Annotated in this window: 28 protein-coding genes; 21 read left to right on the forward strand and 7 right to left on the reverse strand. The window is 36.9% G+C overall.

Annotated features, from left to right (window positions below; all coding sequences use genetic code 11):
• The first annotated feature begins 119 nt into the window (after nucleotides 1–119).
• From fri to CKV70_RS04880, 4 genes are all read left to right on the forward strand, one after another.
• Nucleotides 120–590 (forward strand): non-heme iron-binding ferritin Fri, encoded by a 471-nt coding sequence (fri, locus tag CKV70_RS04860; protein ID WP_003719147.1) that lies wholly within the window; start codon nucleotides 120–122, stop codon nucleotides 588–590.
• A gap of 232 nt (nucleotides 591–822) precedes the next feature.
• Nucleotides 823–1,125 (forward strand): HesB/YadR/YfhF family protein, encoded by a 303-nt coding sequence (locus tag CKV70_RS04865; protein ID WP_003722764.1) that lies wholly within the window; start codon nucleotides 823–825, stop codon nucleotides 1,123–1,125.
• Nucleotides 1,126–1,237: 112 nt separating this feature from the next.
• Nucleotides 1,238–2,368, forward strand: a complete 1,131-nt coding sequence (locus CKV70_RS04875; RefSeq protein WP_003729869.1) for an MBL fold metallo-hydrolase — start codon at nucleotides 1,238–1,240, stop codon at nucleotides 2,366–2,368.
• Nucleotides 2,369–2,377: 9 nt separating this feature from the next.
• The gene (locus tag CKV70_RS04880; protein ID WP_003722767.1) at nucleotides 2,378–2,605 is read left to right on the forward strand and encodes a DUF3006 domain-containing protein; all 228 of its coding nucleotides are present in this window, start codon (nucleotides 2,378–2,380) and stop codon (nucleotides 2,603–2,605) included.
• 198 nt (nucleotides 2,606–2,803) lie between these two features.
• Here CKV70_RS04880 and CKV70_RS04885 read toward each other — a convergent pair whose 3' ends face one another.
• Together CKV70_RS04885 and CKV70_RS04890 are read right to left on the reverse strand one after the other, a co-directional pair.
• On the reverse strand, nucleotides 2,804–4,021 hold the full coding sequence (locus CKV70_RS04885; protein WP_014930865.1) for a CynX/NimT family MFS transporter: 1,218 nt from the start codon (nucleotides 4,019–4,021) through the stop codon (nucleotides 2,804–2,806).
• The gene (locus CKV70_RS04890) at nucleotides 4,018–4,707 is read right to left on the reverse strand and encodes a FadR/GntR family transcriptional regulator (protein ID WP_003732421.1); all 690 of its coding nucleotides are present in this window, start codon (nucleotides 4,705–4,707) and stop codon (nucleotides 4,018–4,020) included. The genes CKV70_RS04885 and CKV70_RS04890 overlap by 4 nt, the downstream gene beginning before the upstream one ends.
• Nucleotides 4,708–4,828: 121 nt before the next feature.
• Between CKV70_RS04890 and CKV70_RS04895 the strand changes: the two genes are divergently transcribed.
• Nucleotides 4,829–5,875 (forward strand): AI-2E family transporter, encoded by a 1,047-nt coding sequence (locus CKV70_RS04895; RefSeq protein ID WP_003722770.1) that lies wholly within the window; start codon nucleotides 4,829–4,831, stop codon nucleotides 5,873–5,875.
• 8 nt (nucleotides 5,876–5,883) lie between these two features.
• Here CKV70_RS04895 and CKV70_RS04900 read toward each other — a convergent pair whose 3' ends face one another.
• Nucleotides 5,884–6,783: an alpha/beta hydrolase gene (locus tag CKV70_RS04900; protein WP_003722771.1), complete on the reverse strand. Its 900-nt coding sequence runs from the start codon at nucleotides 6,781–6,783 to the stop codon at nucleotides 5,884–5,886.
• A gap of 20 nt (nucleotides 6,784–6,803) precedes the next feature.
• Nucleotides 6,804–7,625 (reverse strand): alpha/beta hydrolase, encoded by an 822-nt coding sequence (locus tag CKV70_RS04905; protein WP_003722772.1) that lies wholly within the window; start codon nucleotides 7,623–7,625, stop codon nucleotides 6,804–6,806.
• A 157-nt stretch (nucleotides 7,626–7,782) separates the two neighbouring features.
• Here CKV70_RS04905 and CKV70_RS04910 point away from each other — a divergent pair, with 157 nt between their 5' ends.
• The 12 genes from CKV70_RS04910 (at nucleotide 7,783) to htpX (ending at nucleotide 17,765) form a co-directional block, all read left to right on the forward strand.
• Nucleotides 7,783–8,241, forward strand: coding sequence for a DUF4064 domain-containing protein (locus tag CKV70_RS04910; RefSeq protein WP_003722773.1), 459 nt, complete (start codon nucleotides 7,783–7,785; stop codon nucleotides 8,239–8,241).
• 93 nt (nucleotides 8,242–8,334) lie between these two features.
• Nucleotides 8,335–8,562: a hypothetical protein gene (locus CKV70_RS04915; RefSeq protein WP_003722774.1), complete on the forward strand. Its 228-nt coding sequence runs from the start codon at nucleotides 8,335–8,337 to the stop codon at nucleotides 8,560–8,562.
• Nucleotides 8,563–8,795: 233 nt separating this feature from the next.
• Nucleotides 8,796–9,110, forward strand: coding sequence for a lmo0954 family membrane protein (locus CKV70_RS04920; protein WP_003722775.1), 315 nt, complete (start codon nucleotides 8,796–8,798; stop codon nucleotides 9,108–9,110).
• Between the two features lie 15 nt (nucleotides 9,111–9,125).
• Nucleotides 9,126–9,971 carry a PspA/IM30 family protein gene (locus tag CKV70_RS04925; RefSeq protein WP_003722776.1) on the forward strand — a complete coding sequence of 282 codons (846 nt, stop codon included), beginning with the start codon at nucleotides 9,126–9,128 and terminating at the stop codon, nucleotides 9,969–9,971.
• Between the two features lie 188 nt (nucleotides 9,972–10,159).
• The gene (nagA, locus tag CKV70_RS04930; protein ID WP_003722777.1) at nucleotides 10,160–11,293 is read left to right on the forward strand and encodes an N-acetylglucosamine-6-phosphate deacetylase; all 1,134 of its coding nucleotides are present in this window, start codon (nucleotides 10,160–10,162) and stop codon (nucleotides 11,291–11,293) included.
• Nucleotides 11,294–11,308: 15 nt separating this feature from the next.
• The gene (gene nagB / locus CKV70_RS04935) at nucleotides 11,309–12,013 is read left to right on the forward strand and encodes a glucosamine-6-phosphate deaminase (protein ID WP_003722778.1); all 705 of its coding nucleotides are present in this window, start codon (nucleotides 11,309–11,311) and stop codon (nucleotides 12,011–12,013) included.
• Between the two features lie 15 nt (nucleotides 12,014–12,028).
• Nucleotides 12,029–12,751: a GntR family transcriptional regulator gene (locus tag CKV70_RS04940; RefSeq protein ID WP_003722779.1), complete on the forward strand. Its 723-nt coding sequence runs from the start codon at nucleotides 12,029–12,031 to the stop codon at nucleotides 12,749–12,751.
• 119 nt (nucleotides 12,752–12,870) lie between these two features.
• A complete protein-coding gene (locus CKV70_RS04945; RefSeq protein WP_003722780.1) occupies nucleotides 12,871–13,926 on the forward strand; it encodes a glycosyltransferase family 4 protein in 1,056 nt (351 codons plus the stop codon).
• A gap of 112 nt (nucleotides 13,927–14,038) precedes the next feature.
• The gene (locus CKV70_RS04950; protein ID WP_009931632.1) at nucleotides 14,039–14,947 is read left to right on the forward strand and encodes a peptidase U32 family protein; all 909 of its coding nucleotides are present in this window, start codon (nucleotides 14,039–14,041) and stop codon (nucleotides 14,945–14,947) included.
• A 13-nt stretch (nucleotides 14,948–14,960) separates the two neighbouring features.
• Entirely contained in the window at nucleotides 14,961–16,187 is a 1,227-nt protein-coding gene (locus CKV70_RS04955) for a peptidase U32 family protein (RefSeq protein ID WP_014600688.1), read from the forward strand.
• Nucleotides 16,188–16,270: 83 nt separating this feature from the next.
• The gene (locus CKV70_RS04960; RefSeq protein WP_003722783.1) at nucleotides 16,271–16,828 is read left to right on the forward strand and encodes a LemA family protein; all 558 of its coding nucleotides are present in this window, start codon (nucleotides 16,271–16,273) and stop codon (nucleotides 16,826–16,828) included.
• 22 nt (nucleotides 16,829–16,850) lie between these two features.
• Entirely contained in the window at nucleotides 16,851–17,765 is a 915-nt protein-coding gene (gene htpX, locus CKV70_RS04965) for a zinc metalloprotease HtpX (protein ID WP_003722784.1), read from the forward strand.
• A 34-nt stretch (nucleotides 17,766–17,799) separates the two neighbouring features.
• Here htpX and yjbH read toward each other — a convergent pair whose 3' ends face one another.
• The 3 genes from yjbH to CKV70_RS04980 form a co-directional block, all read right to left on the reverse strand.
• Entirely contained in the window at nucleotides 17,800–18,618 is an 819-nt protein-coding gene (yjbH, locus tag CKV70_RS04970; protein WP_003722785.1) for a protease adaptor protein YjbH, read from the reverse strand.
• A gap of 237 nt (nucleotides 18,619–18,855) precedes the next feature.
• The gene (locus CKV70_RS04975) at nucleotides 18,856–19,440 is read right to left on the reverse strand and encodes a CYTH domain-containing protein (protein ID WP_014600689.1); all 585 of its coding nucleotides are present in this window, start codon (nucleotides 19,438–19,440) and stop codon (nucleotides 18,856–18,858) included.
• A gap of 16 nt (nucleotides 19,441–19,456) precedes the next feature.
• On the reverse strand, nucleotides 19,457–19,924 hold the full coding sequence (locus CKV70_RS04980; RefSeq protein ID WP_003722787.1) for a tetratricopeptide repeat protein: 468 nt from the start codon (nucleotides 19,922–19,924) through the stop codon (nucleotides 19,457–19,459).
• Between the two features lie 158 nt (nucleotides 19,925–20,082).
• Between CKV70_RS04980 and CKV70_RS04985 the strand changes: the two genes are divergently transcribed.
• From CKV70_RS04985 to fabI, 4 genes are all read left to right on the forward strand, one after another.
• Nucleotides 20,083–20,751: a GTP diphosphokinase gene (locus CKV70_RS04985; RefSeq protein WP_003722788.1), complete on the forward strand. Its 669-nt coding sequence runs from the start codon at nucleotides 20,083–20,085 to the stop codon at nucleotides 20,749–20,751.
• A 31-nt stretch (nucleotides 20,752–20,782) separates the two neighbouring features.
• Nucleotides 20,783–21,577: an NAD kinase gene (locus CKV70_RS04990; RefSeq protein ID WP_003729850.1), complete on the forward strand. Its 795-nt coding sequence runs from the start codon at nucleotides 20,783–20,785 to the stop codon at nucleotides 21,575–21,577.
• Nucleotides 21,578–21,595: 18 nt separating this feature from the next.
• Nucleotides 21,596–22,486, forward strand: coding sequence for an RluA family pseudouridine synthase (locus CKV70_RS04995; RefSeq protein WP_012951426.1), 891 nt, complete (start codon nucleotides 21,596–21,598; stop codon nucleotides 22,484–22,486).
• Between the two features lie 77 nt (nucleotides 22,487–22,563).
• The gene (gene fabI / locus CKV70_RS05000; protein ID WP_010989630.1) at nucleotides 22,564–23,352 is read left to right on the forward strand and encodes an enoyl-ACP reductase FabI; all 789 of its coding nucleotides are present in this window, start codon (nucleotides 22,564–22,566) and stop codon (nucleotides 23,350–23,352) included.
• Nucleotides 23,353–23,358: the final 6 nt, after the last annotated feature.

The following is a 23,358-nucleotide window of genomic DNA, read 5'->3' on the forward strand; positions in this document are numbered from 1 at the left end:
TTTAAGAAATTTTATCAGTGGTAAATACTTTGTGATGGTTTCCACACTGGACATTGATGTGGAAATAGATTATACTTATTATTAAGTGATAATCATTATAAAATAGGAGGAAGATAATTATGAAAACAATCAACTCAGTAGACACAAAGGAATTTTTGAATCACCAAGTAGCGAATTTAAACGTATTCACAGTAAAAATTCATCAAATTCATTGGTATATGAGAGGCCACAACTTCTTCACTTTACATGAAAAAATGGATGATTTATATAGCGAATTCGGCGAACAAATGGATGAAGTAGCAGAACGTTTACTAGCAATCGGCGGAAGCCCATTCTCGACTTTAAAAGAGTTTTTAGAAAATGCCAGCGTAGAAGAAGCGCCTTATACAAAACCAAAAACAATGGATCAATTAATGGAAGACTTAGTTGGAACATTAGAATTACTTAGAGACGAATATCAACAAGGTATTGAGCTTACTGACAAAGAAGGCGACAATGTAACAAACGATATGCTAATTGCTTTCAAAGCAAGCATTGACAAACATATCTGGATGTTCAAAGCATTCTTAGGAAAAGCTCCATTAGAATAGAGAGTAATAAAAACTGTGCGGGATTAATCGTCTCGTACAGTTTTTTTGTCTCTAACTGTTATAGTACAATATTCTTATTTTTTAGTTGTTTTAACACAATGTGGTTTGAAGTTTCTTTGAAAGAGGTATATTATCCTCATAACAAAAAGCAGAAAAAGTGAAATTCACCAAGAAATCTGCTATTCTTGAATAACAATCATTACGAAAAAATTGGAAACGAGGAGTGAAAAGTATGAATATCGAGGTAACGGACCAAGCAAATAAATGGTTTCATGATGAGTTTGATGTAGCTAATGGTAATGGAATTCGACTTTTTGCGAAATACGGTGGTTCTAACAGTTCCTTGCATCCTGGTTTCTCTATCGGTTTAACTGCCGAAAAACCGCAAGAAGCAGCTGTAGCTGAGAAGAAAGAAGACTTAATTTTCTTCATTGAAGATCATGATTATTGGTATTTCAAAGACCACGACTGGAAAATCGACTATGAACCAAAAACGGAAGAAGTACTCTTTTCCTTTAAAGAAAAAGTGAAATGAATCCAACATAAATGACCGCGTGTAATCAATTTGATTCCAGGCGGTTTTTGTTTTAAAAACTTTACTGTTTCGCCTTCCTTTGCTATTCTACTAAGAGAGCAGGAGGAGAAAGATGACAAAGAAATTAGTAATCTGTATAAGTTTAATCGCGATATTTTTAAGCGGTTGTAGTTTTTCCGAACCATCAACGAGTAAATCGAACATTACCGAAAAAACATTGAATGGTGCAAGTTTTACATTTTTTGATGTTGGACAAGGTGATAGCACACTTATCCAAGCAGAAGATGGTACAACTATTTTGATTGATACTGGTCGCCAAGATGATGACCGTATTTTAACCTATTTAAAAGAATCGAATATAAAGAAAATAGATTTGCTGCTACTGACACACCCGCACGCAGACCATATCGGTAATGCTGATAAAGTAATCGCTACATACAAACCAAAAGAAATTTGGATGGATGGTTTAACTTTTTCTAGTAGTATTTACGAGAAAGTAATTGACGCGGCATTAGCTTCAGATGCCAAATACAAAGAACCGAGACGCGGCGAAAAAGCGACTTTTGGTCCATTTAATCTAGAGGTTTTAAGCCCTGATAAACTGGAAAATGACGCAAATAATGATTCTATCGCTGTAAAAATCACCTATAAAGATATTTCCGCTATTTTTACAGGTGACGCAGAAAAAGGTCGAGAAAGAGAAATGGTAGATAGCGGTGCCAATTTAGAAGCGGATATTTTAGATTTAGGGCACCACGGATCGTCCACATCCAACCAGCCATTTTTCCTAGATAAAGTAAAACCGCAAGTGGCTGTTTACTCTGCTGAAATGGCTAATAGTTACGGACATCCTCATGTGGAAGTGCTGGAGTGGCTAAAAGAGCGCGATATAAAAACATATGGAACAGATGTGAATGGTACGGTTATTATCGAAACCGATGGCGAAAAAATCCATGTGCAAACCGAAAAATCAGGGACACCAAAACCAGGTAGCAGCTATAATAAAGAAAATAGCACACAAAAAACAGAAGATGCAACATCCGAAGAATTACCAGAAAGCATTAATTTAAATACAGCATCTAGCGAAGATTTACAATTATTACCACTAATTGGGCCAGCGCTTGCAGAAAAAATCATTGCGGAGCGACCATATCAGTCCATAGATGACTTGAAAAAAATTAACGGCATTGGCGATGGCATTGTGCGCCAAATAAAAGAACAAGGCATTGCCGTAACAAAGTAGGTGATTAGGATGAAAAAAGCAATTTTAGATCGGATAGAAGATGGCAAAGCAGTTTTTCTATTAGAACCAGACCAAACAGAATGGCAAATTGACAAAGAAAAGCTTGATTCATCCATAAAAGAAGGGGATGTCGTCACTATTTCAGAAACTAATGAAATAATGAAACATCCCCAAGAAACGGAAGAAATGAAAAATAGAATTGCAGAAAAGCTAGAAAGATTAAGAGGGAGAAACTGAGAAAAACTTTTTTAAACTCTCATGAAATTATCATCTTTCTTTCAGCACATTCTTTTTTAGAAAAGTTATTATATGTATAAGCTAACAACAAGCAAAACATTTTCATTTCTTTCCCTTTTTAGAATGAAAATCCCAAACTCCCTTTTAGCTAGTGCGGTTTACTCCCTTTTTCCGCACTAGTTTTTTTATGCGCAAAAATCACTTTTTCTGAGAGAAGAGAAATTTATTGCGTCCAGCATCTAGGCCGCAGTATAGCATAATTAGAGTGATACCAACTAAAACATATAAGGTTGGTTGCCAGCTACCAAGCGCATCATGTAGGGTACCAAATAATATCGGACCGGAAGCAGCGAACAAGTACCCGATAGATTGCGCCATTCCAGATAGATCTGCTGATTCGGTAGCGCTTGTTGTTCGCAAATTAAAGAACATCATCGACAAACTAAATGACATCCCCGAGCCAATTCCATAGATAATGATAGCGATGGATAAAATAAGTATGCTACCAGAAGCAAACATAATGCCAAAAATCCCAATCAAAAAGAATAAAATAGAAATCCCAACCAGTACTTGCTGATTTTTCATTCGTCCAGCGATAATAGGAATAATAAACGTAATCGGCATTACAGCAAACTGCATCAAGGAAAGCATTAAACCAATCGATGTACTAGATAATCCTTGATCTGCTAAAATATTTGGTAACCAAGCAATCGAAATATAAAATATTGCTGACTGGGAACCCATAAATAAAGAAATTTTCCATGCGAGCGGAGATTTCCAAACCGAAGTTGTAACCAAGTGAGTTGCAATTTTTTCCGTCGAGCGTTGATTATATTTTAGTTGTGGAATCCAAATGACTAGAGCAACGACACCAAGAATCGCCCAGAAAACCATACTTCCATGCCAACTAAAGCGGTTGTTCATAGCAATTGGAACCGTTAGCCCAGCTGCAAGCGCCGCACATAAATTCATCGAAATGGAATAAACCCCGGTCATTAGCCCCAATTTAAATGGAAATTCTTTTTTTATCAAACTTGGTAAAATAACATTTCCGACAGCAATAGCAAGACCAATCATAAACGTTCCAGCAAACAAATTAAATTCGCCGCCGAACGGTCGTAGTAAGCTACCAACTACAAGCGTTAACAGTGCTACAAATATTAATACTTCTATACCAAGCGCACGACTTAGCTTAGAAACAAATGGTGACAGACCTGCAAATGCAAGTAATGGAATCGTTGTAAGTAACCCAGCCATCGTATTAGTTAAGTGTAAATCTGACTGGATCATTCCAAGTAACGGACCAACAGATGTAATCGGTGTCCGTAAGTTCGCTGCAATCAAAATAATGCCTAAAACTAGCATCACCTTACTCGAACGTGTAAGGATTTTTTTATTGGTTAAATCTGAATTCATTTCTTTTCTCCATTCTTAGCAGCAATTCGTTTGAAAAGTGTAATATACTCTGTTACTTCATGAGCTGCTTGTTCTTTATTTCGTTTTTCAATCGCTTTGACAAGCGCAGCATGCCCATTATGCTGATTAGCTTCTGGACTCATTTCGGTTGTACTCGTGATTGAAAACTGTATTTCTTCTAAAATATTGACATACATATCTAACAACAAATCGTTATGTGCTGCCTTTACAATTGTTAAATGAAGGGCAGAATCAGCTTTCACAAAAGCGCCTACATCATTTTTTTCAGTCGCTAGTTGGCATTGTTGTCTATATTTTTCTAGTGTTTCTACATCTTCTTCCGTACGTCGGTCGCAGGCCAGAATAACCGCTTCTCTGTCAAGTGCATGCCGAATTTCCAAGATTTCTTGAACCGTGGATTCGCGGACACGCTTCTGCATGATAGCATTTAGTTCACTATTGTTACGAACAAAAGTCCCGTCACCTTGTTTGGTTTCCAGTAAACCGATATGAGCTAGGGCGCGAATAGCTTCACGTAACGTATTACGACTAATGCCAAATTCAGCCATTAAATCCGCTTCTTTTGGAATACGCTCACCAATTTTCCACGTACCATTAGTAATTTCTGCTTTTATTTGATCATAAACTTGCTCTGCAAGCGATTTTCGTTCAATTTTTTCTACCATACTATTCACTCCATTTCTAAAGGTAGGATGATTGGTTCTATTTTACAGAAGAATTCTTTTTTTGTAAACCTTATTTTGTTAAACTATGATAAAATGAAGAAAGAAAAGGGCTGGTGAGGATATGAATTGGTTAGAAAAACTAAAAGAAAACGACACTGCAAGACGGGTGCTAGTGTTTGTCCTTCTAGGCGTTGTTTTATATTTACTCAGAAGTATGATTGATTTGATTTTACTAACATTCATTTTTGCATTTTTAGTAACACGACTAGAGAATGTTATTTTGAAAAGGGTGCGCGTACCAAGAAAGCTAATTGTCATTGTACTTTATTCGCTAGTAGCAGTATTCTTATATGTCGCTATAGTGCATTTCTTACCAATTTTAATTAATCAAATTTCTCAATTAGTAGATTCTCTTGTGAAACTTTACAATAATCCAAGTGACAACACGATTGTGAAGTGGATTGTTGGGTTTTTAAAAGAATCTAACATACAAAAATATTTACAAGCTGGGGTCGATTTTATTATCGCTTCACTTTCCGGTATTGGATCTGTCGGATTGTCTTTCTTCCTAGCATTAATTCTTAGTTTATTTTTCTCTTTGGAAAAAGAACGAGTAACTTCTTTTACTGGGCAGTTTATGACAAGTAAGGTAGGCTTCATTTTTAAAGAGGCTGCGTTTTTTGGAAAGAAATTTGTTTCGACTTTTGGAGTAGTTTTAGAGGCGCAATTAATGATTGCTTTAGTAAACACATTTATTACGACAATCGCGCTTTATTTAATGGACTTTCCACAGTTGCTTAGTTTATCTATTATGGTTTTCGTCTTAGGATTAATCCCAGTTGCAGGAGTGATTATTTCCTGTATTCCACTGGTGCTTATAGCTTATTCTGTTGGAGGATTTCAAGATGTGGTGTACATTTTAATTACCGTTGTCATTGTCCATGCGATTGAGACGTACATTTTAAATCCAAAACTAATGTCATCTAAAACGAACTTACCGGTATTTTACACATTTATTATTTTGATTTTCTCGGAAACATTCTTTGGAGTGTGGGGGCTAATCGTAGGAATTCCAGTTTTTGTATTCTTATTAGATATTTTAGAAGTGAGAAATGCAGAAGACTTAAAAAAACGAACGTTATTTGGACGCAAGAAAAAAGTAGATTAGGCGATAGCTTAATCTACTTTTTCTATTCCCCATAAAAAATCAGCTACTTCGGCATCAACATTGGTGTTTTCGTGGAGTTTACTATGAGCTGCATTTTTCCCTGTGAATGTTTTTTCTTCGTAACTTGCTGCCTGGCCTTCAAAAATAAATTTGCCAGATAAGGCGCTCGCAACAGAAACACTACCATCGCTTTTTGTTCCGTTTAAAGTATCACCTGCAATATTTAATACGTGCAAATTAGTAGGGATTTTTTGTTTGTTTTTCATGAATTCACTATAACGGTCTGAAGATTTTTTTGGCCCTGAATCTGTAAGGTCGTAAGCTGTAACACCATCATCACCAATTACTAGTCCATTAAGCGGAGCGCCGATTAAAACAAGTTTTTCAAGAACAGGATAAGTTTTATCATTACCTACTTTTTCAATGTAACTCGTTAAACTAACGCCACCCATGGAATGACCAACTGCGTATACTTTTTCGATATGATAATTATTTTTTAATTCTTTCATGACATTTTGAATCCATTGTGTTTGATTTGCCGCTGAGCTTTTATTATCTTCAAAAATAACTTGAATAGTAGGGTTATGACTAAACTTATCATAGTCACCCTTAGAGCTTACAGTCCCATCAGCCGCAACATTCATAACAAGTGATTTTGTTACATCCCCGTCTTCAGCAAGGCGATTAATCATACCGCCGAATGAATTTGCTGTTCCAGAATACCCATGAACAAACAGGGTAGGGATGGCTATTTCTGAAACAGAATTTTGTTCTTTTGTTGTTGTTTTATTTGCTGTCACGGTAGGTTCTTTAGCTTCTTTTTTAGTCGGCTCAAATTGAAGAAAAATTATCCAGAAGCCCGTAATGATAACGGCTAATGCGATAATTAAAATAATAACTTTTTTCATTCGAAACATCCTTTAATCGTTTATTTCTCGCCCCATAAAAATTGACCAACATATTTATCCACTACAGTAGATTCATGCATACTACTATGAGTAGCTTGTGGTCCTTTAATGACATGTGTCGTCACCTTTTGATGTGCAAATAATTTTTCACCATATAAAACACTGTCTAATTTCACTTCACCATCACTATTTGAACCATCTTCCAAATTACCACCAATAATCATAATTTCTGTATTATTGGGTAAAACTTTGGCCATTTTCTCAGCGAATTTAGCATGTACATTATTGGCGTTTTTAATATCAACCTGTTGATCACCATTTACATATTCTTCCGGATAAAATGGTACTGCAAGAAACACAATTTTATTTACTTGTGGATAGGACTTGTTTTTTTCGTAACTAGCTAAATACGAAACCCAAGCGCCACCCCCCATTGAATGACCTACTGCATTAAATTTTTTAATTGCATAATTTTGTTGTAAATAAGACATTACCTTTTTTGTCCACATCGATTGTTGGGGAAGCGTCGCCCGATTATCTTCAAAAACAATGTTGATAAGTGGATTTTTTTCCTTTTTGTTATAAGTTCCAGTAGTAGAAATTTCTCCATCTGGGCTTACATTTACGGTCAATGACTCTGTACCCCAATCATACTTTTGGTCAAAGCGACGTATCATTCCGTGAAGCGAGCGGTCTGTCCCACGATAACCATGTATAAAAATGGTTGGAATGGAATCATTGGCTGCTTTTGGATAAGTCGTGTTAATCGTTAGTAAAATAAAAATTGCTCCAACTAAACAACCTAATGGTAAGATAATGGAGAAGAACACGCGCTTTAGCATTATTTTACGCCCCTTTAAAATTTGTTATGAACAAATTATACATTTTTTTTATGGAAAACGCACGATTGGTCTACTTTTTCTGCTAATTTAATGGTTTCTTCTCATGAAAACATATAGTATACTGGAAAAATAAGCGAAGAAACGGAGGCATATTCAGATGATTAAACGAACTGGTGAGATAGTACTCGCTATTATTGGTCTTGTTTTAAGTCTACTCGCACAAGCATTTATTGCTATTATTGGTCTATTAATGATAAGCGGTTCAAAAGGAAAGGAAGGTTTAACAACTTTCTACAACAACTACTACAAAACAATGACTGAATGGGAAATCCCGAAAAAAGAGGTTCCTGATCCCGATCGTGTATTGGATTTTGTGCAAACATTATCTTGGACAGCATTAACGGGAGGCTTAATTACGCTCGCACTTGGTATCTTTGGGATTTACTACATATTCAAAAATAAAAAACCAGTTTTTGCTGGATATTTATTTTTAGCAGCAGGCGTTGTATCGTTGCTTTCTACAGCACTAATTAGTTTCATTCCTGCGTTACTATTCATTGTTGCTGCTATACTTTGTTTTGTCCGCAAACCGAAGAGCGCTTTTTCTGGATTATAATTCGAAACGAGTTTGAACTTTTCAAGCTCGTTTTTGTTTTACTTCTACTTTTTTAGGGAATAAAATAGTGGATTTCAAGAGGAGGTTGATAGTGTGAAAAATAAAGTAGGAATTATTGCCGGAGCCGTGGGAGCTGTCGCTGGAGTTTTAGCTTGTGCAGCGGTATACGTGGTAAAAAAGCAACAGCCGCCCACCCCTTTTGATGAGGTAAATGATATTCGGACACGTTATGCTGACAAAGAAATTTCCGAAACAGAGCTGGAAGAAAACAACATGATTTCAGAAGGTGGCGTTTCATCTCTTCAATATGAAGAAAAGTAAAATAATGAGAATGCAGTTTGTATCTTGTGTTACGCGAGAACAAGCTGTTTTTTTTATGTAGAAAACACTGCTTATTATAGTAGATTATGTTATCCTGTAGTTAGACAATAGGACTCAAGTTGTAGGTGAATTTCCTTCTACAGCGGGTTATTATACTTGATAGATAGGGTTATGATAGGTACAGTAATAAAAGAAAATATATCAGCTACATTTGGAAGTTAGGAGGTAGGTGTATGAGAGCAATATTGATTGGCGTATTAATAATTTTACTAATTGCGATGATACTTATAGTCTTATTGCCAGCGATACTAGCAATGGTTGGTGCAGTGCTCGGCTTTTGGTCACTTAAGAAACTACTTGAAGCAAGGTCCGTAGGTGAAAAAGTTATTTATGGTGTTCTAATTGGCGTTGGTGCCTTAATAATTCTAGCTAACTTAAAAGGAATTCTGGTTGTTGTAATTATCGGAGCAATCATTTACTTCCTAACTAGAAATAAAAATAAACCAAGAAAAAATGATGACGTATTCGACTACCCATACAATAAATAATTGGAGGAGAAAAAAATGGCAAACCTTTTTGAAAAAATGAAACAATGGAATAAAGAAGTTAGTGAAAAAATCGAGAAACGTGAAGAAAAACGTCGCAATTCAGTAAGTTACTATATGGATAAAACAAAACAAGAAATGAAAGACGCAGAACGCATGGTAGAAAAACAACGCGAACTGAAATCTCTTTTCTATAAGGAATATAAAGAAATGGAAGTTTATGTTGAAAAACGTCGTCACCAAGCAGAAATTGCAAAAGAAGCTGGTGAAACAAAACTAGCTGATTTCGCTTTAGAAGAAGTGGCTCAATATGAAGAACAATTAGAAGCTACAAAAGCACATTACGATCAAGCGTCCGAACAACTTGAAAAATTAGAACTACGTATGCACGAAATGCGCTTAAAATGGAAAAATCTTAAAACCCAACATTTAGCGGAAATGGCTGAAAAAAATGCAACAGAAACTTCCGAAAAAATGGACAAAGTTATCCATGACATGAGCTGGGGTAGTGTTAGTGACTATCATGAAGCACAAAAACAACGCGATTTAGCTGAAGAAGCAGAAAAGAAAGCAGATATGAGCAAAGAACTTTCTCAATCCTTCGATGATCTAATGGATGAATTAGAAAAGAAAACAAAGAAAAGTAAAGAAATCATCAAAGACAAAGCGCAAAACTTTACAACTATGGTAGATGAAATTATTGAACGCGAAAAACAAAATTTCAAAAAACCAGAAAAAGCTTCGATGGAAGATCAATTAAATGAACTTGAAAAAGAAGCTGCAAAAGAAAAACCAAAAGAAGAAAAAGAGGTCTTAATTCCAGAATTAGAGAAAAAAGAAGAAGAAAACGAAACAGATAAATAAAAGTAACTAGCGCAGAATAATTATTCTGCGCTTTTTTATAACTAAAAGCTACGGGCCATCTAAATATGCTCGTAGCTTTTTTGGTTATTTTACTTTTTTTCGGGTAAATAGGAAAAGATAAGTTGCATTTTAATAGATACATGCTATAATAATTGGTATAGACCGATTTAACGAGGAGGCAATATGTAATGGCTAATAAAGTAATTACTAACGCTACAATTTATACTGGTAAAGGTGTTCTAGAAAATGCTTTCGTACGTTTTGATAAACAAATTTTAGAGGTTGGCTCGATGGCTGATTTTCAAGCGGACAAAGCAGAAGAAGTAATCGATGCAAAAGGACAAAAACTTGTTCCTGGTTTCATTGATGTTCATTCACACGGTGGTTATAGTTTTGACGCAATGGATGCGGATTCAGACGCACTTAGAAAACAAGTAAATGGTATGTTAAATGAAGGGATTACTACTTACTTCCCAACAACGATGACGCAATCACACGAAAATATCGAAAAAGCGCTAAAAGTGATTAACGAAGTCGCACAAACAGAACCTGTTATTGGTGGGATTCATCTGGAAGGCCCATTTGTTTCCAAAGTCTTTAAAGGAGCACAACCAGAAGAATACATCCAAGCGCCTGATTTGGAACTTTTCAAAAAATGGTTTGATATTTCTGGTGGCTTAATTAAATTAGTAACATATGCACCAGAGCATGATACTTCTGCTGATTTTGAAAATTTGTGTTTCGAACTAGGGGTTGTTCCAAGTATTGGGCACTCTAATGATGTGCGTGAACACTTGAAAACAAGTAAAGCGACACATGCGACACATTTATATAATGCTTGTCACCGTATGACACACCGTGAGCCAGGCGTTCCAGGTCACGTTTTACTAGAACGCGGTATTAATGCAGAACTAATCGTTGATGGTATTCACGTTCATCCTGATATGGTGAAATTAGCTTATCAAATGAAAGGGCCAGAACATTTATGCATTATCACTGACTCCATGCGAGCAAAAGGTATGCCAGAAGGAAAATCAGAACTTGGTGGTCAAACTGTTATCGTAAAAGATAAACAAGCTCGTTTAGAAGATGGAACTTTAGCTGGAAGTGTGCTCACTTATGACGACGGCTTCCGCAACATGATTAAATTTACTGGATGCTCGGTAGAAGAGGCAGTTCTTATGTCTTCTGGAAACCAAGCACGCGAATTTAATTTAACACAAAAAGGTGCAATCGAGGCTGGTAAAGATGCAGATTTCAACTTACTAGACGAAGATTTACACATTACAGCAACTTATTCATTCGGAAAAAAACATTCTTGAGAGGAAGATAATAAAATGCAACTTATCACAACAGAAAATAAATTAGCAGGATCCAAAAAAGCGTTAGAAATCATTGAAAAAGGCATTACATCAGGCGAAGTAAACACACTTGGCCTAGCAACAGGAAGCACACCAGAAACACTTTATGCTGAACTTGTAAAAAGCGATGTTGACACTAAAAATGTAACAACAACTAACCTAGATGAATATGTAGGTCTTGCGGCAAGCGACCCAAACAGTTATCATTACTATATGAACGACTTGTTATTCTCTAAAAAAGCATTTAAAGAAAGTTTCTTACCAAACGGAGAAGCGACAGATGCTGAAGCAGAATGCGCACGTTATGAAGAAATTTTATCTGAGCACCCAATTGATATTCAAGTGCTTGGAATTGGAACAAATGGACACATCGGTTTTAACGAACCAGGAACTTCTTTTGATTCGTTAACACATAAAGTTGTTTTAACAGATTCCACTCGTGAAGCTAACAAACGCTTTTTCGAAAGAGAAGAAGATGTTCCAACACATGCTTATTCTATGGGAATTAAATCCATCATGAATGCGAAGAAAATTATCCTACTTGCTTTTGGTGAAAACAAAGCACAAGCAATCAAAGAAACTATTAAAGGACCTGTAGATGTGAATTGTCCTGCTTCTGTTCTTCAAAATCATCCAGATGTTACTGTGATTCTTGACAACGAGGCGGCGTCACTTCTATAAGAAGAGGGCGGGGAAATGATCGATAAACAATCAGGAATACCGATTTACATTCAGATTCAAAGTGAAATTAAAAAGAAAATGGAAGATGGTGTCTGGAAAGTTGGCACTTCTATTCCAGCTGAACGTCAGCTTGCAGAAATGTTCCACGTCAGCCGAATGACGGTAAGACAAGCCATTCAAGGCCTCGTTGATGATAACATTTTGCAAAGGCGTGTTGGTGCCGGGACTTTTATTGCGGAAAAGAAACTAACCGAACGACTTGAAGCGGTTACGAGTTTTACGAATTTGATGTTACAAGAGGGGAAAGTTCCTTCGACGCGAATCGTATCGTACGGTATTCGTCCGGCAAGTACGCAAGAACAAGAGGCGTTGCAACTACCAGAAAACAGCAATGTAATGAAAATTGAGCGGATTCGTTATGGCGACCGCGTTCCAATTCTTTATGAAGTTGCGGCCATTCCAGAAAAAATTGCTTCACTGCTTACAAAGGAAGACATTATGGATTCCCTTTATAAAGCGATTGAATTAAAACTTGGTCAACCAATTGGAGAAGCGGAACAAATCATGGAAGCTTCTTTAGTATCAGAAAAAATTGCGCCATATCTTGATGTGAAACTCGGATCACCGGTTATGAAACTTAGGCAAATTACAACGTTAGAAGACGGTCGACCATTTGAATTTACGCGTTCCCAGTATGTAGGTAGTAGATTTCAATTTGTAGCTAGGATTAAACAATAAATAAAAGCTTGAGGCGGAATCTGTCTGCCCCAAGCTTTTTTGCATAATGATTTTCGTTGTCTTTTTGCAAATAAAAAAGTATAATGAGATGAGTAAAAAATTTGCGGGGAGGACTAGCCATGAGCTGGATGATTATATTTATATGTTTTGGCGCGTCCGTATTACTTACACCGCTAATTCGAAAAATAGCTCTATACTTTGATATTACAGATAAACCAGACCAACGTCGTATTAATATTAAACCAATTCCGAGTTTAGGTGGACTAGCAATATTTATCAGTTTTACTATCGGAATGTTTTTACTCCCAATTGAAAACGAATTCTTATGGCCGCTTCTGATTGCGGCGTTTGTCATGGTTTTGACTGGGCTATTAGATGATATTATGGAATTTAAAGCAAGATATAAATTAATTGGCCAAATCACTGCTGCCTTTATTATTGTATTTTGGGGTAACATTAGCATCGACTTTATTAACTTACCATTTGGTGGGGAAATTCATTTTGGGATGTTAAGTATTCCGCTTACGATTATTTGGATTGTTGCAATTACGAATGCTATTAATTTGATTGATGGACTAGATGGCCTTGCAGCAGGTGTTTCAACCATTGCACTACTTACGATTTTAGGAATGGCGTTTATTATGGGAGATGCACTAGTAATTATGATAGCAAGCGTGTTAATTGCTGGAACTCTTGGTTTCTTACCTTATAATTTCAATCCTGCAAAAATTTTCATGGGTGACACTGGCGCGCTTTTCTTAGGTTTTATTATTTCCGTGTTATCTGTGATGGGATTCAAAAATGTTACGTTTATCTCTTTAATTGTACCGATTTTAATTTTAGGAGTACCAATTTCTGATACGCTTTTTGCTATTATACGACGCATGGTAACGAAACAACCCATTGCGATGGCAGACAAGTCGCATTTACATCATTGTTTATTACGACTAGGGTTCACACATCGTCAAACTGTTATTTTAATTTATGCTATAGCTGCACTATTTTCTTTATTCGCCTTCATTTTCACGATGTCGACACTTTGGGGTTCGATGATTTTAATCGGTGTGCTGCTCGTCTTAATTGAGGTATTGATTGAGACACTTGGATTAGTAGGGAGCTCCTATCGCCCATTACTTAATTTATTTAAATTAACAAAAGAAGAAAAAATAGATTAGAGATTGGTCACTTAGACTAGTCTCTTTTTTTGTGCCAAAATTCTTATTGAGTAACAAGTCTTCTTGTGATACATTTATCAAGTAACGTTTTTGTAGAAATGAGGAGAAAAACATGGAAATCATTGCGACAGCAGATTCAATGAAACAAGCTGAACAATTGCTTCGCGCGGGGGTAGACAGACTATATATAGGTAATAGCCAATTTGGTTTAAGACTGCCATATTCGTTTTCTGTCGAAGAATTACGTGAAATAGTTCATTTAGCGCATCAAGAAGGAAAGAAAGTAACAGTAGCAGTAAATTCGTTAATGCATAACGAGCATATGGAAAAGTTACCAGGATTTTTAGAGCAACTTGCTGATATGGAAGTGGATGCAGTAACGTGCGGCGATCCAGGTGCAATTATGCTTTTGAGTGAAATGGCTCAACCGATTCCGTTTATTTATGATGCCCAAACATTTGTAACTAGCGCAGAACAAATCTCGTTTTGGGAAAAACAAGGAGCGATAGGTGCGGTACTTGCTCGGGAACTAACAGAAGGCGAAATCAAAACCATCGCGCATAGCCTTACTATCCCAGTCGAAGTTCTGGTTTATGGACCAACATGCATTCACCAATCCAAACGTAAACTAGTAACGAATTATGAGCGTATTGTTGAAATGGAAGATGATACATCGAAGGAACGCGGTCTTTATTTACGCGAACCTAATGATGAAACAAGTCAATTACCAATCTATGAAGATGAGTCTGGAACACATATTTTTGCTTCCGAAGATGTTTCGCTTGTTCCTTATTTGGCGGACTTATATGAGGCTGGGTTGAAAACATGGAAACTAGATGGTGTTCTTGCAGAATCAGAAAATTTTGTTCAAATTGCATCACTGTTAGTTGAAGCGAAAGAAGCTACTCTGAAAGGTCAATTTGTTGCAGAGTATTTTGTGAATAAATTAACGGAGCTTCAGCCTCAAACACGAAAACTAGACGCAGGATTTTATTTGAAAAATCCGGATGATGTGAAATAGGGGGAATAGCATAATGAGTAAAATATTAAAAAAACCAGAAGTGCTAGCTCCGGCTGGTAACTTAGAAAAATTAAAAATTGCGATTCGCTACGGTGCGGACGCTGTATATATTGGTGGACAGGCTTTCGGACTTCGGTCACGGGCAGGTAATTTTAGTTTTGAAGAAATGAAAGAAGGTATCGCCTTTGCGCATGAACGAAATGCAAAAGTGTATGTTGCTGCAAATATGGTTGCACATGCTGGTGATACAGAAGGTGCTGGTGAATTTTTCCTAACATTACGCGATATTGGTATTGACGCAGTAATCGTTTCTGACCCAGCCTTAATTAGCACTTGTTTCCAAGATGCACCAGGTTTACCAGTACACTTATCCACACAAGCTTCTGCAACAAACTATAAAACTCTAGAATTTTGGAAGAAACAAGGACTAGAGCGTGTTGTTCTTGCACGGGAAGTTAGCATGCAAGAAATTCAAGAAATTGGCGAAAAAACCGATGTTGAAATGGAAGCATTTATTCATGGGGCAATGTGTATTTCCTACTCTGGTCGTTGTACATTATCGAATCATATGGCTAATCGTGATGCGAACCGCGGCGGTTGTGCGCAGAGTTGTCGTTGGAAATATGACTTATTCGAGATTGATAATGGCGTTTCAAAAAATTTAGTGGATACAGATGAAGAGCCGTTTTCAATGAGTGCAGTTGATTTATCTATGATTAAATACATTCCAGATATGGTAGATGCTGGTGTGGATAGTTTGAAAATCGAAGGACGAATGAAATCTATTCATTATGTTTCAACCGTTGCAAGCGTATATCGCCGTGCCGTGGATGCTTACTGCGCGGACCCAGAAAATTATGTGTTTGACCCAGCTTGGGAAGAAGAATTGTGGAAAGTCGCGCAACGCGAACTATCTACAGGTTTTTTCTACAAAGAACCAACCGAGGACGAGCAACTATTTGGGAAAACGCGGAAAATTCCTCAATATGCTTTTGCGGCGCAAGTACTGGAATATGACGAGAAAACGAAAATAGCTACTTTACAACAACGAAATAATTTTGGTGTAGGGGAAGAAATTGAATTTTATGGACCAGGAGATACTGGCTTTAAGCAAGTCGTAGAAGTACTTTGGAACGAAGATGGCGTAGAAATTGACCGCGCTCCAAATGCAATGATGACGATAAAAATGCCGGTAGATAAACCTGTGAAGCCATTTTACTTTATGCGGAAGAAAAAATAAAAATCTCATGCTGCAGTAGGATTGTCGTGTACTCCCTAAGTAAGGTATAATGGGGTAAGTACATATGAAGGAGGAGATTAATTATGATAGGATGGATTATTGCTATCGCTGTTGTTGTCATTTTAGTATTGATTTATTTCGGTCTATACAACAGCCTTGTAAAATACCGTAACCGTGTGGATGAAACTTGGGCGCAAATTGACGTGCAATTAAAACGTAGATTTGATTTAATTCCTAATCTAGTTGAAACAGTTAAAGGGTATGCAAAACACGAAAAAGAGACATTGACACAAGTAATTGAAGCTCGTAACAAAATGATGGAAGTCCCTGCTGACAATCGTCAAGGTCAAATCGAAGCTGACAATATGTTAAGTGGAGCGCTTAAATCCATTTTTGCATTAGGAGAAGCTTATCCAGATTTAAAAGCAAATACTTCTTTCATCGAATTGCAACATGAATTAACTACTACGGAAAATAAAGTGGCTTATTCTCGCCAACTTTATAATACAACCGTAATGACTTACAACACAAAAGTACAATCTGTACCAACAAACATCGTTGCAAAACTGCATAACTTTACAGAACGTGACATGCTTTCTATTCCTGAAGTAGAACGCGTTGCACCAAAAGTAGAGTTTTAAGCCATGAAGGAGAGCGAAAATTATGCTATTTGAACAAATTGCAGCAAATAAGCGAAAAACAATTTTTATTATTCTTGGCTTTTTCATTTTCGTTCTTATGGTTGGCGCTGCTATAGGTATAATTGTTTGGAATAACTATCTGAATGGGCTTGTACTCGCGGCTGTTATTGGTGCATTTTATATTTTGATTATGGTAATGAGCAGTTCGTCAGTCGTTATGGCGATGAATCATGCGAAGGAAGTCACATCAAAAGAACAAGCGCCAGTTTTGTGGGATACCGTTGAAAGTATGGCAATGGTTGCTGGTATTCCGATGCCAAAAGTATATATCGTTGAAGATCCAAGTCCGAACGCTTTTGCGACGGGGATTTCTCCTGAAAAAGGAGCCGTGGCGGTTACTAGAGGATTGCTTAATAAATTAGAACGTTATGAACTTGAGGGCGTTATTGCGCATGAAATTTCTCATATTCGTAATTATGATATTCGGTTATCAACGATCGCCATTGCGCTAGTGGCTGTTATTGCGATTCTTAGTGATATAGCAATGCGAATGATTTTCTGGGGAAGCCTAACTGGTGGCAGAAATAACCGTAAAAGTGACAATAATAACAGTGGCGGGGCACAAGCGATTATCTATATCGTTGCACTCATATTTGTTATTTTGGCGCCTATTATTGCAACAGCTATTCAATTTGCGTTATCTCGTAATAGAGAGTATTTAGCTGATGCTAGTGCGGTAGAATTAACCAGAAATCCAGATGGACTTATCCAAGCTTTACAAAAAATCAGTGGTGATTCGAAAAAAATGGAAGAAGTGAGTGCTTCTAGTGAGTCCATTTACTTTGCGTCACCACTAAAGTCAAAAAAAAATAAGCCAGGTCTTTTTGACTCACATCCGCCAATTAGTTCGCGGATTGAACGCTTAGAAAATATGTAAAAAAAGAAGCAACCCAGGAATGGGTGCTTCTTTTTTATAAGTTTCCGATGTATTTCCAGTGAGACTGTCCAGCTGGAGCATCGATTAATTCTACTTTTTGTTGGAGACGCCATTTCTTCATTTGGCGCTCGATTTGTTGTTCGGAAACACCATAAAAATCTGCCATAGAAGCAGAAGAAGTAACTTTTACTTTTGCTAAGTATTCTTCCATTTGCGGGCGTTCTTCTGGTTGCGGGGCATCATTTAAAAGCTCGGATAAAACATGTACATAAACTTCGTAACGATGAAGTCCACTTAGTTTTAATCCGGCATCTTCTATATTTTTATTGAAAAAGACTACAGTAGGGTTTTCATGAATTTCCATTTCTTGAGCTACTTTTTGATCGCCGATATAAGCACGTTTGGCAACTGTAGAGGCTAGATCTTTTTTGAATTCTGATAAATCTAGACCAGTGGAGACAGCAATATCATAGAGTACTTCATCACTAGCGATATCTTTATTTTCAAGGAAGTAGGCTGCTTGAATCTTGCGCAAGAATGTAATTCCTTGTTTTTTTCCTTGGAGTTCAGCGGCTTTGACTGCAAGACAAGAAATATAGGAAAGGTGCGCCCCTATTTGTTGTTCTTTTAAGCTTAGGTTACTATTTCCTGCACGCTTTTGTTTACATACAAATGTCTGCAAATTGTTATGCAGAACATAGCGCAATTTGAAATAGTTCCCGTACTCCATTTGTAACCGGAGCATGTTCGCTTCGATATTCCAACAGTCATCACAAGCTGGATCGAAGAATAGATAAATTTCGATGGGCTTGGAATTTGCTACTGACTGATAATATAAATTTTGGTTAATCATTTGCTATCACCTGATTTTCAAATTCTAAATATCTTCAAACAGATACTCATTTCAATGTACCAGTGTGAAAAGAAATAATTCACTGCTCAGTAAAAGCTGATACAAAATTTGGTTTTGTAACTTATATATCTATTTTATCAGCGTAATGTAAATTTAACAAATAATTGTCATTGGCTTAACATATTTATTCGTTATTTTTTAAGAATTTGTGTCTTTTTGCTATAAAAGTATCTATTTTTACTTATTATTTTCATATACGTGATGATAAAATCGTGCTACTTTATTTTCGGCAGGTTGATTGGTGATTTGATATTCTTTAAGTAGTTTGTCAAAAACCTCTTTTCCTTTGTCATAATCAGACACTTCATACTCTAAGTCGAAATCTGATATGGAGCCATAAAAATTCTTATCAAACACAAGTAAGCCTTTTTTATAATCTTTTTCTGCGCGGATTGTTTTGAGTGAACCGAAAACTTGTAAGTCTTCATGATTGATTCCTAGTTCTTTTAACGTGTCACGAACAGGTCCAACCGGAATATTTGCTCCAGAGATGATCGCACTTGCTTGGTCCTCGCCAAGAATTTGAGTAGTTTCCATTAGTCCACGTGCTTCTGGGGTTTTGAGTGTTAATTGGTACTGTGTTTCTAATTGGCGAATTCGAAGAGCAGAATGACGTTCTTTTAACACGAAATTTGCTGTGTCTAAATAATAATTTGTTTGCTCAAAGAAATCGTCTTCTTTCACTCGAAAATTTTCTATTAATGTATCGTATTCTTCTTTGGTTAATAGATTACGGAATTCGATTTCTAATTCTTTGACCATAAAAATTCAGCTCCCTTTAATGAAATGTCGCATCTAAATCTTGCGCATAAAATTGAATTGCTTTTTTGTAACTTAAAATGTCTTCATCACTCGTTGTCTGTGTCAAGAGCATCAAGGCTTCCTCCAAAGCTTCTTTTTCTAAACCTTGATTGTACTTAGCCATCACTGAAAAAGTACGCAAGGCATTATTATCTGGAAATTCTTGTAAAGCTGTTTCGAAAAGGCGGATAGATTTTTCGGGCTGACCTGTAATACGGTAAGTGCTACCGAGACCTATATACGCTTCTTTGCGAGAATCAGCAGGAAGACCAAGCTGAAGAGCTTTCTCGTAAAAGGGGATTGCAGCATCTTCTTTACCGAGTGCATCGTGCGCCCATGCTGCATAATAATGAAGTTCTGCGTTATCGGAGTTGTTTTTTAATTCAGTAAGAGCTTGAGTGCGCGCAGTTTCGTAATCGCCGTTTTGAAGTAATGTTAGAATCATTTTCGTCCTCCTTTTAGTTGTCGTTTGAGTGCTTCGGTTTTATTTTACCACGGGATTGAAAAAAAGGTTACTTTAAGCAAGGTGGATTAACTGCTTTTGTGTTAAAATAAAACTGATGTTGCATAAATTTAATCATGAATATACTTGAGGTGAGCGATTTGAATCATTGGGAAGACTTTTTAGCGCCTTACAAACAGGCAGTGGAAGAACTTAAAATTAAACTTAAAGGAATGCGTTCACAATTTGAGCTTGAAAATAATCATTCGCCAATTGAATTTGTTACAGGTCGAGTGAAGCCGGTTGCGAGCATATTAGACAAGGCTAATCAAAAACATATTGCGCTAGATCATTTAGTAGAAGAAATGCAGGATATTGCGGGACTCCGCATGATGTGCCAATTTGTAGATGATATTGAAGTAGTGGTGCGCCTTTTAAGACAACGGAATGATTTTCGAATTGTAGAAGAACGCGATTATATTACAAACAAGAAACCTAGTGGTTACCGCTCCTATCACGTTGTTATTGAGTACCCAGTGGAAACAATTCAAGGAGAAAAGAAAATCTTAGCTGAAATCCAAATTAGGACACTTGCAATGAATTTTTGGGCAACGATTGAGCATTCGGTAAACTACAAGTATCAAGGCGAATTTCCAGAAGCAATCAATAAACGTTTAAAACGCGCTGCTGAAGCTGCTTTTCAATTAGATGAGGAAATGTCGCAAATTCGTGAAGAAATACAAGAAGCGCAAGTTTATTTTTCTCAAAATAAAGACGTATCAAAGGATAAAAAAGCAGTGCATCAAGTGATGCCAAAGAAAAATAAGTAATTAGTTGTAGGAATAGGGGCGAATAGAAATAATGAAATATATGATTACTTCCAAAGGAGACGAAAAATCCGATTTGCTGCGACTAAATATGATCGCAGGTTTTGGGGAATATGACATGGAATATGATGATGTTGAGCCCGAAATTGTTATTTCTATTGGTGGAGATGGAACATTTCTGTCTGCTTTTCATCAATACGAGGAGCGCTTGGATGAAATTGCCTTTATCGGAATTCATACAGGGCATCTTGGCTTTTACGCGGATTGGAGACCAGCTGAGGCTGATAAATTGGTTAAACTTTTAGCAAAAGGAGAATATCAGAAAGTTTCCTATCCCCTTCTCAAAACAACCGTGAAATATGGGATTGGCAAAAAAGAAGCGACATATTTAGCGCTTAATGAATCAACTGTAAAAAGTTCAGGAGGCCCTTTTGTAGTTGATGTTGTGATTAACGATATTCATTTTGAGCGATTTCGTGGAGATGGCCTTTGTATGTCAACACCTAGTGGGACGACGGCATACAATAAATCGCTAGGTGGGGCACTTATGCATCCTTCTATTGAAGCAATGCAGTTAACAGAGATGGCATCGATTAATAATCGTGTGTACCGGACAATCGGTAGCCCACTAGTTTTTCCGAAACATCATGTTGTTAGTTTGCAACCGGTTAATGACAAGGACTTTCAAATTTCTGTAGACCATTTGAGCATTTTGCATCGGGATGTACAAGAAATTCGGTATGAAGTATCTGCAAAAAAAATTCACTTTGCCAGATTTAGGTCATTTCCATTTTGGCGTCGTGTACACGATTCGTTTATTGAAGATTAAGCTAGCAGGAGGAAGCATGTGTTTTTAGAATGGAAAGTCGAAACTGAAGAAGATGGGCTCTTACTTCGCACGTTTTTAAAGAGTAAGCATATTTCGAAACAATTATTAACTGCCGTGAAATTTGGGGCAGATGGAAAAATTGAAGTGAATAGCGAAGAACAAAATGTTTTGTATCACGTAAAAGTAGGCGATAAAGTGAGGCTTACTTTTCCAACAGAGCAACAAAATGAACGATTGCTTGCGGAATATACCAATTTAGATATTGTTTTTGAAGATGATTTTTTATTAATTATCAATAAACCGGCCGGGATGGCTTCCATTCCATCACAATATCACCCAAATGGATCCGTTGCAAATTTTGTCAAAGGGCATTATGAAGCGCAAGGACTGACGAACGCTATTCATATTGTAACAAGACTCGATCGTGAGACGTCAGGGTTAATGCTAATCGCCAAAAATAGATTTGCTCATGCTAGATTAAGTACGTTTTTGCAAAAAGGATTGCTAAAACGACGCTATCAAGCCTTTATATCAGGAGTTTTAGTAGAACAAAAGGGTTCGATTGAAGCGCCAATAGGACGCAAAGAAGTGAGTATAATGGAACGTTTTGTTACTCCTGAAGGTAAATATGCCAAAACAAATTATGAGGTTCTCGCGCGCTATAGAGCATTTGACCATGTAGCTATTCAACTTGAGACAGGAAGGACACACCAGATTCGTGTGCATTTCTCTTATATTGGACATCCGCTTATTGGCGATGATATGTACGGAGGAGATACGAATTTGTTGAAAAGACAAGCACTGCACTCATGCCATCTGCATTTAGTCCATCCTTTGACAGAAGAATATATGGCGTTTGATCTACCTCTACCAGCAGACATGGAAGAGATAATTCAAAAATCGAAGTAATAAGTGTTTTAAAAAGTTATTTGGTCATGTAAAATGGAAGAAGCGAACAAATCGCATCAATTTTAGGAGGAAAGAACATGAATTTATCATTAGAGGGAAAAACTTATGTTGTAATGGGAGTAGCTAATAAGCGTAGTATTGCTTGGGCAATTGCGCGTTCACTAAATGAAGCTGGAGCAAAACTGGTATTTACATATGCGGACGATCGTGCGAAAAAAAGCATTACAGAGCTAGTACCTTCATTAAGCGAAGTAAATCAAAATCCACTTATCTTAGCTTGTGATGTAACAAGTGAAGAAGCTATTACAGAAACTTTTGAAACAATTAAAGATAAAGCTGGCAAACTTAGCGGCCTAGCACACTGCATTGCTTTTGCAAACAAAGACTTTTTAACTGGGGACTATTTAGAAGTAGATCGTAAAAGCTTCTTACAAGCACATGAAATTAGTGCCTATTCATTCACAGCTGTTGCTCGTGCACTAAAACACTTAGAAATGTTGACAGAAGATGCAAGTTTACTAACATTAACTTACCTTGGTGGGGAACGTGTAGTAGAAAACTATAATATTATGGGTGTAGCAAAAGCTTCTCTGGATGCAAGTGTTCGATACCTCGCAATGGACTTAGGGGCAATTGGTGTTCGTGTAAATGCTATTTCTGCAGGACCAATCAGAACAGTATCTGCTCGTGGCGTTAGCGGTTTCTCTGATTCTATTTCACTAGTGGAAGAAAGAGCCCCACTAAAACGTGCGACACAAGCGGAAGAAGTTGGCGACACAGCATATTACTTATTCAGTAATTTATCTCGAGGCGTTACAGGCGAAGTAATTCATGTAGATAGCGGTTATCATATTATTGGATTTTAAAGAAAA

It is taken from the genome of Listeria monocytogenes (assembly GCF_900187225.1).
In the GTDB taxonomy this organism is placed as follows: domain Bacteria; phylum Bacillota; class Bacilli; order Lactobacillales; family Listeriaceae; genus Listeria; species Listeria monocytogenes.